Raw genomic sequence first — 10,797 nt, 5'->3', positions numbered from 1 at the left:
ACTCGGGCGTGTAGAGCGGAATGACGTGATCGCCCTTCTTCACCGAGGTGACGCCCGGGCCGACGTCGACGACGATGCCGGCGCCCTCATGGCCGAGGATGGCCGGGAACAGGCCTTCCGGATCGGCGCCGGACAGCGTGAAGTCGTCCGTGTGGCAGATGCCGGTGGCCTTGACCTCGATCAGCACTTCGCCGGCCTTTGGGCCTTCGAGTTGAACCGTCATGACCTCGAGCGGCTTGCCTGCCTGAACGGCAATGGCGGCACGTACATCCATCTATTTTCTCCCTAGGACAAAAATGGTTTCGGGCCGCCAGGGCGGCGGCCCGTTGGAATCGACAATAAGCTAACGAATGTTCTGTTGAACGCGATTGAGTTCCATCTCAAGTGCGGCGATGGCCTTGCCGGTCTGTTCGTGCAGCTTCTTGACCAGGGCAAACTGCTCGCGAAGGCCGTCGCGCTCGTCATCGACCGCGTCCGAATCCGGCGCCTTGCCGAGGCCGGCGATCAGCCAGGCCGGGGTAACGCCCAGCACGCCGGCAAGCATGAAGAGCCGGTTCGTCCGGGGTTCGGCGCGGTCGCGCTCCCAGGCGGCGACCGTTTCAGCGCGGACTCCGAGTTGGTCTGCCAGGTCCTTGGTGCTGATGTTGGCGGCGTCGCGCGCCCTCCAGATGCGTCCTCCCAGCGTATCACCGTCGCTGGTGTCGCGCAGGCGGGCAATCATCGTTTCGGTGGACAAGCGCATGGATATCTCCTTTGCCACGGTTACGTTCAAAGGTCCCGGAGAGACGGCAGGAAGCCGCTTTTGACTTCCGGGGCGGAAGATGGTCCTGAGCTTATAGGCATTCGGCCAGCGAGGGACCACCCCGAAGCGCCAAAAACACCGTCAATTGCGGCTAAGGCGCGGATAGTTCGGCCTCCGGCGCATCCTCGGCCGTTGAAAACCGTAGCCTAGGCTCTAATGTGCGGCGGCCAACCGGAGCTTGCCCCATGACCGATGCCCGAACCGCGGCTGCCGAGCCTGCCGATACCGTGATGCAAGGCGTCGCCATCATGCTCTTTGCGATGGTCATCCTGCCCGGCATGGACGTGATCGCGAAGTATATGGCCGTCTACGAAGGCATGTCGCCCGGCCAGGTGACCTTCTACCGGTTCTTCTTCCAGCTGGTGGCGACGTTGCCGATGCTGCTTGGCGCCGGCGGCCTGCGGGCGCTGAAGCCGAAGCGTCCCTGGGCCAATCTGCTGCGCGGCGTGCTGCTGGCGACCGCGGCCTTGTTCTTCTTCATTTCCGTGAAGTACATGCCGCTGGCAGATACCTTTGCCATCTATTTCGTCGAACCCTTCATCCTGACCTGCCTTTCGGCGGTGTTCCTGAAGGAGAAGGTCGGCTGGCGACGCTGGCTTGCCATCGTCGTCGGTTTCGGTGGGGCGATGATCGTCATCCAGCCGAGTTTCGCGGCTTTCGGCGTGACGGCTTTGCTGCCGGTGGCCTGCGCCTTCGTCTTTGCCTGCTACCTGCTTCTCAATCGCGCGGTCGGTACCGGAGACTCGCCGCTGACGATGCAGACCATCGCTGGCATCGGCGGCACATTGATGATGGCGCTGGTGATCCTGGTCGGCAACGGCATGGGCAGCCCCGATTTCGTGCCGTCCTTGCCCAAATCGGCGCTTGGCTGGACGCTCGTGGTTATCCTCGGGGCGCTCTCCGGCTACGGCCATCTGCTGGTCGTCAAAGCCTTCAGAGCGGCACCTGTCTCCTTGTTGGCGCCATTCCACTATTTCGAGATCGTCACGGCGACGGCGCTCGGCTATCTCATCTTCGGAGACTTCCCGTCGCTCTCCAAATGGCTCGGCATCGCCATCATCGTCGGGTCCGGCTTGTTCATCATCTGGCGCGAGCGGCAGGCCGGCCGGCGGGCGGCCGCTTGAGCGATATCACGCCCCGTCGTTCTTCGTCGGCCCGAATACGGTCTCGAAGGCCTCGCGCAGCCGGATGTCGACATCCGGCATCATGACCGGTAGGCCGAGGTCGACCAGGCTTGTTACGCCGTAGCCGCGAATACCGCAGGGCACGATGCCGCCGAAATGGTCGAGATCCGGATCGACGTTCAGTGCGAAGCCGTGGAAGCTTACCCATTTGCGCAGGCGTATGCCGATCGCGGCAATCTTGTCTTCCGCCACCGAACCGTCGGGCAGGGCGGGCTTTTCCGGGCGGCGAACCCAGACGCCGACCCGGTCTTCGCGGCGCTCACCTCTCACATTCATCGAGTCGAGCGTGGAGATCACGACGCTTTCCAGCGCAGCGACGAAGGCGCGGACGTCCTGTTTTCGGCGCTTGAGATCGAGCATGACATAAACGACTCGCTGACCCGGCCCGTGATAGGTGTATTCACCGCCGCGACCCGTCGAGAACACCGGAAAGCGATCCGGCATCACCAGGTCAGCAACATCGGCGCTGGTGCCGGCTGTGTATAGCGGCGGATGTTCGACGAGCCAGACGAGTTCGTCCGCGGTGCCGGCGGCGATCGCGGCAGCCTCCTGCTCCATCAACTCGACTGCCTGTGGATAATCCACCAGATCAGAGGCAATCCGCCAGCGAACCGGGGGTGATTCCGGGGGGGCGAACATGGTCTGGCTCAGATTCTCACGCTGCATTCGGTCGGCATTCCTGTTTTTCAGAGCTTGTAAATGGGATGGCGTGTGACAAGAGTCCAGCGTTTCCAACGCTTCCCCAGCGGGCTGTTGAAATAGTTTCATTTCCCGTCAAATTTCTGTCGTCATCCCCTTGTGCCCCCCAGGGGCTTTTGCTACATGCAGCCCCGTCGACGCAGGTCGGCATCTACCACGATGCGGTCGTGGCGGAATTGGTAGACGCGCAGCGTTGAGGTCGCTGTGGGGCAACCCGTGGAAGTTCGAGTCTTCTCGACCGCACCAAAAAAACCCGGCTTTGGCCGGGTTTTTTGTTTTTTATCCTGCCCCTGGCGAACACGGCATGCTGCGCGGAATCGCATCGCCGACACATCCTTTCGCGGCACGTTTCCAATCTAGAGTAGGCGTTTGGCACGGTGGGAAGGAACTCGCTCTCCTTGCTGGCGATTGGCCGAAGACGAACGGGATCCCGCCCCCCAGCAATCGGTCTCGGCGCGGTGCCCGACAAAGTGCGCGCGCCTGGTGCGCGGAAAGGCGACCTGGCCGCTTCGCCCGCAATGCGAAGGCCGCTGAAGTTCTGTCGTGATCTCCCGAATTGTGCACAGCCATCTCTTGTGCACTGCGGGGGCTTTTGCTACATGCAGCCCCGCTGGCGCAGGTCGGCATCTACCACGATGCGGTCGTGGCGGAATTGGTAGACGCGCAGCGTTGAGGTCGCTGTGGGGCAACCCGTGGAAGTTCGAGTCTTCTCGACCGCACCAAAACCGGCTTCGGCCGGTTTTTTCGTTTTTATCTCCAACGCTTAGGTCTTGAGCCCACCGCGCGGCTCAGCCTCGGGCCGAAGCTGCAAGCCCGCAAACCTCAATACATCTTCCGACCGCACTTCGGCGTGCATAGCGCTTGCCGCCGCGGAAAAAGAGTGAACGAGCACCGCCACGTTGCAGGCGAAATGGCTTGGAATGTTATTTGGTGCTAACCTTGGCGCGGTATTCCAGAACGAGGGCCGGGCTGGAAGCAGTTTTCTGGGCGCGGCGGTGGCTGGGCGACCTGCACCGATGACGAAGCCTGTTTGCTTGGGAGGTTCCTTTGGGCGGCGATCTCAGGGCTGTTGCAGATGCAATCCTCAATACCGCCGTCAGCGCCGCGGATGGCGTGCCCGGCGTCGTCGCGATTGCCACAGATAGACGGGGCGACATCTACACGGGTGCAGCCGGAAAGCGAGCATTGGGTGGCGATTCGGACATGACCGCCGACAGCGTCTTCGGGCTCTTCTCGATGACGAAAGCGATCACCGGCACTGCCTGCCTGCAACTGGTCGAAGAGGGCAGGCTCGATCTCGATGCTCCAGCCAAGCGATACGCTCCCGAGATTGGCAAGCTGCAGGTGATCGATGGCTTTGATTCCTCCGGGAACCCGAAGCTCCGCCCGCCCAAGCGGGATATCACGACGCGCATGCTGCTTTTGCATACGGCTGGCTTTGGATACGACTTCTTCAATGAGACCTACGCCAAGTTGGCCCGGCAGCATGGGCAGCCGAGCGTGATCACGAGCTCCTATGCGTCCATCCGCACCCCATTGCTGTTCGACCCAGGCGACGACTGGGAATATGGAAGCAACCTGGACTGGGCCGGACAGGTGGTGGAGGGCATAGCCGGTAAGCGATTGGGCGAGGTGATGATCGAGCGAATCCTTCAGCCGCTCGGCATGGACGATACCGGTTTTGCATTGACCCCAGCGATGGCCTCACGCGTGGTCACGCTGCATCAGCGGGACGATGCAGGGCGATTGCAGCCGGTGCCCGATTTCCGGTTCCCCCAGGAACCCGAGGTCCAAATGGGTGGGCATGGCCTCTACTCGACAGCTACCGATTACTCAAAATTTATTCGCATGTGGCTCAACGACGGGGTGGCACCCGGCGGCCGCGTGCTGAAACCCGAAACCGTCGAAATGGCGGAAAAGAATGGCCTCGGAGAAAAGAAGATCAAAAAGCTTCCCGGGGTGATACCGAGCCTTTCGCACGACGTCGAATTTTTCCCCGGAATGCCGAAATCCTGGGGGCTTAGCTTCATGATCAATGATGAAGCCGCGCCGACAGGCCGACCGGCCGGCGCGCTGGCCTGGGCTGGGCTTGCAAACCTCTATTACTGGATAGACCGCCAAAATGGTCTCGGCGGCCTCTGGGCGACGCAGATATTGCCCTTCGTCGACCCGGCCTCGATCGGGGGCTACCTTGACTTCGAAACGGCGGTCTACTCCGCCTTTCCAAGGTAGTCGGCCGAAACATTTGATTGCACACGCCAAGCCTGGGTCGCTTGCACCGCGCGCCGCGCGCTTGCCCCGCCCTGCGTCCACGTCGTCAGCTGTTGCCTTGCGGTCCGCTCTGGTCCATGCGGCGGCGGATAAGCTTGAAGCTGTGATCGGGCTGAACCTCATAGGTTTCGTAGACCATCTGCCCTTCATACATGAAACGGTGCTGAACCATGGTGCCGGGAGCGGCCTGCGTCTTTCTTTTGCTGGCGTTTTCGCCGTAGGTCAGGCTCTCGGGCAGGGGCTCAAGACTCTGTTGGGCACTGTTGCAACCGGCGAGGGCCAGGAGGCCGATGACTGCAAGATATGTTGGCTTCATTGTTCGATCCTTGGTGAACTGGGAGGCATTTGATGCTGTCGGCGGGAAGTCCTAGACGCGCGTTTGTTCCCTTGTCAGCTTTTCGAATTTCTTGATCGCCCGATCGCGTTTCAGGCGCGAGAGGCGTTGGGTCCAGAAAATACCGTCGAGCTGGTCGATCTCGTGTTGCAGGCAAATGGCCATCAGCCCTTCGGCTTCCTCTTCGACCTCTTCGCCCGAAAGGCTTTGATAGCGAACACGGACGGTCTGCGGTCGCTCGATGTCCTCCGAAACCCCAGGCATCGATACACTGCCTTCAGCATGTTTCATGACTTCGGCGGAGTTCCAGACAATCTCTGGATTGATGTAAATCCTGACGCCGCTCTCCCGGTCGAGCTCGATCACCGTCACCCTTTGCAGGACACCGACATGCGGAGCGGTGATGCCGATACCCGGTGCCGCTCGCATCGTGTCGAGCAGGTCGTCCGCAAGGGCTTCGAGCGCCGCATCAAAGTGGGTAACGGTGTCCGCCTTCTGGCTCAGTAAGGGACTGGGAAAACGGACAATGGGACGGATCGCCATCAGATGTTCCTCGGCTGCAGCGTTTGCGGCGCCGTGCGTCCCGTTGAGGAGCGCAAGGGGCGCCGTAAACCTTGGGCTGCTGTTTCGTTCTCTGATATCGATTCCGGTTCCAGGGAACGAAGAGAAGTGCTAGCCGATCGCGCGATCGATGTCGACAGTGTCGAGATGCAGCCGGTTTCTCATGTATTTGCAACAGCTTGAATAAATCTGTTATCGCCGCGCACAGGGTGCTATCTGTGCTGTGGACCTCGGCGGGGCTTTGCGCTAGCAGGGCTGTAGGACCCAACTTCCGGAGCACGGCAGCGGAAGAGGCACCAACCGTCAGTGACGCATTCTTTCCGGTCCGTATGATGGAGCACCGGAAAGCAGCAATCGTTTCGAGGGCGCCCATGAGCAATATCGGCGACGACGACAGCGGTATCGAAGACGTCAAGACCTTTGACGGCTCGGACATCTATGCCGACGACGGTTCGGTCCGTTCCGATTTCCTCATGCATGTCGGGGCCGCGATCGCCGATCGCGATACGATCTATCTGCGCCAGCACGTCGCCGGCCTGCATTCGTCGGAACTCGGCGACCTGCTTGAAGCGATCCAGCCTGACCAGCGCCTGGCGCTGGTCTCACTGCTCGGCAAGGAATTCGACCTTTCGGCACTGACCGAGGTCGACGAGGCCATCCGTCTCGATATCGTCGAGCATCTGCCGAACGAGCAGATCGCCGAGGCCATCGGCGAAATGGACTCGGACGACGCCGTCTACATTCTCGAGGACCTCGACCAGGAAGATCAGGACGAGATCCTGGCGAAGCTTCCCTTTACGGAACGAGTTCGCCTTCGCCGCTCGCTCGACTATCCGGAGAGCACGGCCGGCCGGCGCATGCAGACCGAGTTCGTGGCGGTGCCGCCATTCTGGACCGTTGGCCAGACGATCGACTACATGCGCGAAGACGAGGACCTGCCCGAGAGCTTCACGCAGATCTTTGTCATCGACCCGACCTTCAAGCTGCTCGGTGCCATGGACCTCGACCGCATCCTCAGGACCAAGCGCTCGGTCAAGGTCGACGCGATCATGCATGACACGAGCCATGCGATTCCGGCCGAGATGGACCAGGAAGAGGCAGCGCAACTGTTTGAGCAATATGACCTTCTCTCCGCGGCGGTCGTCGATGACAATGGAAGGCTCGTCGGCGTGCTCACCATCGATGACGTCGTTGACGTCATTCAGGAAGAAGCGGAAGAAGACCTCTTGCGCTTGAGCGGTGTCGGCGATGAAGAGCTCTCGGACTCGGTTGCCGAGGCATCGCGCTCGCGCGTGCCGTGGCTGTTCATCAATTCGATGACGGCGTGCATGTCCGCCTCGGTCATCGGTCTGTTCGATGCGACCATTCAGCAGATCGTGGCGCTCGCCATTCTGATGCCGATTGTCGCCGGAATGGGCGGCAATGCCGGCTCGCAGACCATGACCGTTACCGTCCGCGCGCTTGCGACCCGCGGCCTCGACATTCACAACGCGCCGCGCATTATCCGGCGCGAAGCGGGCGTGGGGCTGTTGAACGGCATGATCTTCGGCACGCTGATCGGCCTGCTCGCCGGTCTCTGGTTTCAGGACCCGAACATCGGCGGTATCATCGCCACGGCCATGCTGATCAATATGATGGCCGCAGCACTTGGCGGCATCCTCGTCCCGCTCTGCCTGGACCGCTTCGGTGCCGATCCGGCCGTGTCTTCTGCCGTTTTCGTGACGGCCATCACCGACATAACCGGTTTCTTCAGTTTTCTCGGCATCGCCACGTGGTGGTTTCACGTTACGTGAGGTGAACGCCGTTGTTTGACTTTTACGTCAAGGTCAACGATAGTGTATACGCATTACAGCGCGCGCGTCTTCCATGACACGCTGAGATCGCTGTAACACTTTGACCTGCTGCATAATTTTGACCTTAAATCGATACCGATTTTAGGAACGATGCAGTAAATCATGGAATGGCAGCGTGAATAAATATTATAGCATCACCGAATTGACGCGGGAATTCGGCATTTCCACCCGAACGCTGCGGTTCTATGAGGACGAGGGCCTCATTCATCCTGAACGCCGTGGACGCACGCGCCTGTTCCGGCCTGCGGATCGGCGGCTGATCCAGGAAATTCTGCGTGGCCGGCGCATCGGCTTCACGATTGCCGAAATCCGCGAAATCATCCAGGTCTACAAGGATCCACCCGGCGAGATGGGCCAGCTTCGGCTCTTGATGAACCGTGTCGAGGAAAAGCGCGAGGAGCTTCGGCAGAAGCGCAAGGATATCGAAGACACGCTGGCAGAGCTCGACAATGTCGAGGAGGCTTGCCTGACGCGTCTCGCGGAGATCGGCGTCGGTACCTGAGCGGGCGGGCGTATTCTTAAAAGCGAAAGTTTCGAAGGGTGGCGTCCGCGCTGCCCTTTTTGGTTTTGGGCGTTACGGTCTTTTGGTCAGATCCAGCGGCTGGTGTGCCGACAATAACGCTCGAACTCGAAGCCGAAGCGCGACAGCAGATGCCGCTCTTCGTTGCGAATGGCAAAGACGGTCGTCAGCATCACCGCTGCGATCGCCGTGATGAAGAACCAAGGATTGAGCGTCGCCAGGCCGAAGCCGACCATCATCAGGGTGTAGCCGAGATAGATCGGGTTGCGTGTGAAGCGGAAGGGGCCGTAGGTGACGAGGCAGGTCGCCGACCGGTAGGGCATGACGGCCGTGTGCCGGTCGAGCAAGGTCTTGACTGCCCAGAGATCCAGCCAGATGGCGACGATGATCAGTGTGCCGCCGCTGATCCAGGGAAACCAGCTGTGTCCGTGTGCGACGGGGATGGGGGAATATCGCGCCAGAACAAGGGCCGCGAGCGTGGCGACGCCGTAGAGCAGGGCGGGCCACGGGAAATTCAGCGGCTTGGCACGATAGGCATTCATGTCCTAGTCCCCTGATTGCACGTCCATTGTGCACTGTCGCGCGATTCGCGCAATGCGTTCATCGGTGCTGACGTTGATCTCTCCCCTGTTCAGGCTGTCGAACAGGTTCTGTTGTACCAGAAGGTCGAGCGTACAGCCGCAGAAGGCCTCGCACGGCACGGCCGGGTTCCCCTGGTTGCAGGCCGCGACGCAATTGCTGCGGTAGGCTTGCTTGGGATCCGGCAATGTTGGCGGTGAAATCAGCGAGAAGAGATAGACCAGTCCGATGAGCACGGGCTGGTGAATGAGGTATATGGCCAGACTGTGACGGCCGCCGAAGACGAGCGGGCTCATCCACAGTTTGCCCTTGCCACCTGTGGACGGACGGCTTGCGAGGACCGCGACGAGCCGCGCATGGAAGAGCTTGGCTGCGGCAAGGCCGAAGAGGAAAGGCCCGAGCCACGGCAGCAGCGGCACATAGTCGTTGGAGCGCGGCAAGGTTTCCGACAGTCCGACCCACCAGAGCCAGGGTGCATCGAAGGCCGGCGAGCGCAAATAGAAGGGTGCCGCGATGGCTGCTGCCGCCGCAACAAGGGAAACGACGGCGGGAAGCCGCAGGAAGACAAGGCCGATCACGCTTGCCGCGGCGATCGCATGCAGGATGCCGAAGAAGATGAAGGTGTCCGGGAACGCGAAATAGGTCGCGGTCGTGATCAGCGCTGCCGCACCGGCGATTTTGGCAAAGCGCCGCATGAACGCGTCGAGGCGAAGCTTCGGCCATTGTCCGAGCACAAGGCTGTACCCGGCGAGAAACAGGAAGCTGCTGGCGATGAGCCGGGCAAAGATCTTCCAGCCGCCGGTGCCGGCGGTTCCCGCGGCGACGTAGCCGAAGAACTCGAGATCCCAGACGAAATGATAGGTAGCCATGGCGAGCAGTGCCACGCCGCGCGCGACGTCGATGAAGGCGAGCCGCCCCCGTGCGGCAGATTGAGCCGGTATCGGTGTCGTCGGTGAAGTCACATTGCTGTCGGACATGGGCATTCGCCATCCTGTGGGCGTGAAGAAGAGTGCCATGTTTGGCTTGTGCCAAACACGCGTCGTTGGCTGATGGTGGAAGTGGTCAGGCCTGGTCTGTTTCCGTTCAGCGCGATGGGCGCGCATGCTGTCAGGGCGTTGCGTCCGGCAGCAGCGCCGCGCGTGCCTCCGAGAAGAACTGCCTGCGGGTCAGCACAAAGATGACGAAGACGGTGAGCCCGACGAAGACATAGGGGCTGATGAACCAGCCGAGATATCCGATCGACAGGAAAATCGCCCGAAGCCCGGCGTTGAAGTGCTTGGCGGCCAGCACGTTCATGCGGATCGCCCGTTCGGCTGCCTTCTCCGCCGCCTGCAGGTCGCGTTGCATGTCGGCGGTCATTGGAATGCCGCCCATCAGGATCGAGCAATAGTTGAACAGCCGGTAGGACCAGCCGAACTTGAAGAAGGAATAGCCGAAGAGACAGGTGAGGCCACCGACCTTCAGCTCGAACGCGGTCCGACCGCCATGGAAGACATAGGGCATGTCCGCGAAGATCACTTGCACCTGTTCGGTTGCGCCGAGCAGAGCGAAGCAGCCACCGAGGGCGAAGATCGTCGTCGAGGCAAAGAAGGCGGTGCCGGCCTGCAGCCCCGCGATGATCTGCGTATCGATCATCTTCAGATCGCGGTTGAGCGAATTGCGGATCCAGCGGCCACGATGCTCGTTCATGAGGCGGGTGAGACTCACCCGCTTGAAGCCGCGCGTGCCGTCGGTCGCCCAGCTGAAACCCGCCCAAAGCAGGATAAACACGACAAGCGCTATGTAATCTTCGAAGGTCATACACGTGTTTTTGGCATGGCTTTTGGAAAATGCAAGGTGGCCGCGGCGGCGCGGGAATCGACGGCGCGTCAACTACTGTGATGAAATTGCGGCGGAATTTTTCTCCGCTCCCGCCGGCCAATTGCGCGGTTTTCACCAGCTTAGTGTACTGAGCGGCGAGGGCCTGACACCTTTCCGCCACATTTCCCCATTGC

Annotated in this window: 12 protein-coding genes and 2 tRNA genes; 6 read left to right on the top strand and 8 right to left on the bottom strand. The window is 61.0% G+C overall.

The genetic code is table 11. The features are described 5' to 3' along the window. Positions 1-274, bottom strand: a 274-nt coding sequence (locus tag IB265_RS26090) for an alcohol dehydrogenase catalytic domain-containing protein (RefSeq protein ID WP_192495293.1), incomplete at its 3' end; no start/stop codon positions are given. Between the two features lie 69 nt (positions 275-343). Further along, positions 344-742, bottom strand: coding sequence for a helix-turn-helix domain-containing protein (locus tag IB265_RS26085; protein ID WP_192495292.1), 399 nt, complete (start codon positions 740-742; stop codon positions 344-346). Between the two features lie 245 nt (positions 743-987). Between IB265_RS26085 and IB265_RS26080 the strand changes: the two genes are divergently transcribed. Continuing rightward, a complete protein-coding gene (locus tag IB265_RS26080; protein ID WP_246806038.1) occupies positions 988-1,926 on the top strand; it encodes a DMT family transporter in 939 nt (312 codons plus the stop codon). A 6-nt stretch (positions 1,927-1,932) separates the two neighbouring features. Here IB265_RS26080 and lipB read toward each other — a convergent pair whose 3' ends face one another. Beyond that, complete coding sequence (lipB, locus tag IB265_RS26075; RefSeq protein WP_112947128.1) at positions 1,933-2,652, bottom strand: lipoyl(octanoyl) transferase LipB; 720 nt, start codon at positions 2,650-2,652, stop codon at positions 1,933-1,935. A 194-nt stretch (positions 2,653-2,846) separates the two neighbouring features. Here lipB and IB265_RS26070 point away from each other — a divergent pair. The 3 genes from IB265_RS26070 (at position 2,847) to IB265_RS26060 (ending at position 4,917) form a co-directional block, all read left to right on the top strand. After that, a tRNA-Leu gene (locus IB265_RS26070) sits at positions 2,847-2,931 on the top strand. A gap of 391 nt (positions 2,932-3,322) precedes the next feature. Next, positions 3,323-3,407, top strand: a tRNA-Leu gene (locus IB265_RS26065). A 325-nt stretch (positions 3,408-3,732) separates the two neighbouring features. Next, positions 3,733-4,917, top strand: coding sequence for a serine hydrolase (locus IB265_RS26060; RefSeq protein ID WP_113736695.1), 1,185 nt, complete (start codon positions 3,733-3,735; stop codon positions 4,915-4,917). Positions 4,918-5,002: 85 nt separating this feature from the next. Here IB265_RS26060 and IB265_RS26055 read toward each other — a convergent pair whose 3' ends face one another. Then, positions 5,003-5,272: a hypothetical protein gene (locus IB265_RS26055; RefSeq protein ID WP_057255602.1), complete on the bottom strand. Its 270-nt coding sequence runs from the start codon at positions 5,270-5,272 to the stop codon at positions 5,003-5,005. Between the two features lie 51 nt (positions 5,273-5,323). Further along, positions 5,324-5,833: a peptide deformylase gene (locus tag IB265_RS26050; protein WP_113736696.1), complete on the bottom strand. Its 510-nt coding sequence runs from the start codon at positions 5,831-5,833 to the stop codon at positions 5,324-5,326. Positions 5,834-6,222: 389 nt separating this feature from the next. Between IB265_RS26050 and mgtE the strand changes: the two genes are divergently transcribed. Together mgtE and IB265_RS26040 are read left to right on the top strand one after the other, a co-directional pair. After that, a complete protein-coding gene (gene mgtE, locus IB265_RS26045; protein ID WP_057255604.1) occupies positions 6,223-7,644 on the top strand; it encodes a magnesium transporter in 1,422 nt (473 codons plus the stop codon). A 175-nt stretch (positions 7,645-7,819) separates the two neighbouring features. Then, positions 7,820-8,206, top strand: coding sequence for a MerR family DNA-binding transcriptional regulator (locus IB265_RS26040; protein ID WP_057255605.1), 387 nt, complete (start codon positions 7,820-7,822; stop codon positions 8,204-8,206). Positions 8,207-8,292: 86 nt separating this feature from the next. Here IB265_RS26040 and IB265_RS26035 read toward each other — a convergent pair whose 3' ends face one another. The 3 genes from IB265_RS26035 to IB265_RS26025 all read right to left on the bottom strand — a co-directional run bounded on the left by IB265_RS26035 (position 8,293) and on the right by IB265_RS26025 (position 10,603). Beyond that, on the bottom strand, positions 8,293-8,766 hold the full coding sequence (locus IB265_RS26035; protein WP_057255606.1) for an isoprenylcysteine carboxylmethyltransferase family protein: 474 nt from the start codon (positions 8,764-8,766) through the stop codon (positions 8,293-8,295). Between the two features lie 3 nt (positions 8,767-8,769). Then, on the bottom strand, positions 8,770-9,780 hold the full coding sequence (locus IB265_RS26030) for a DUF1624 domain-containing protein (protein ID WP_113736697.1): 1,011 nt from the start codon (positions 9,778-9,780) through the stop codon (positions 8,770-8,772). Positions 9,781-9,910: 130 nt separating this feature from the next. Then, entirely contained in the window at positions 9,911-10,603 is a 693-nt protein-coding gene (locus IB265_RS26025) for a DUF599 domain-containing protein (protein ID WP_058328549.1), read from the bottom strand. Positions 10,604-10,797: the final 194 nt, after the last annotated feature.

Origin of the sequence: Ensifer sp. ENS10, assembly GCF_014852025.1 — a bacterium.
Classification (GTDB): domain Bacteria; phylum Pseudomonadota; class Alphaproteobacteria; order Rhizobiales; family Rhizobiaceae; genus Ensifer.
The sequence above is the reverse complement of the archived record's forward strand: the minus strand, read 5'-3'. Positions and strand labels throughout refer to the sequence as shown.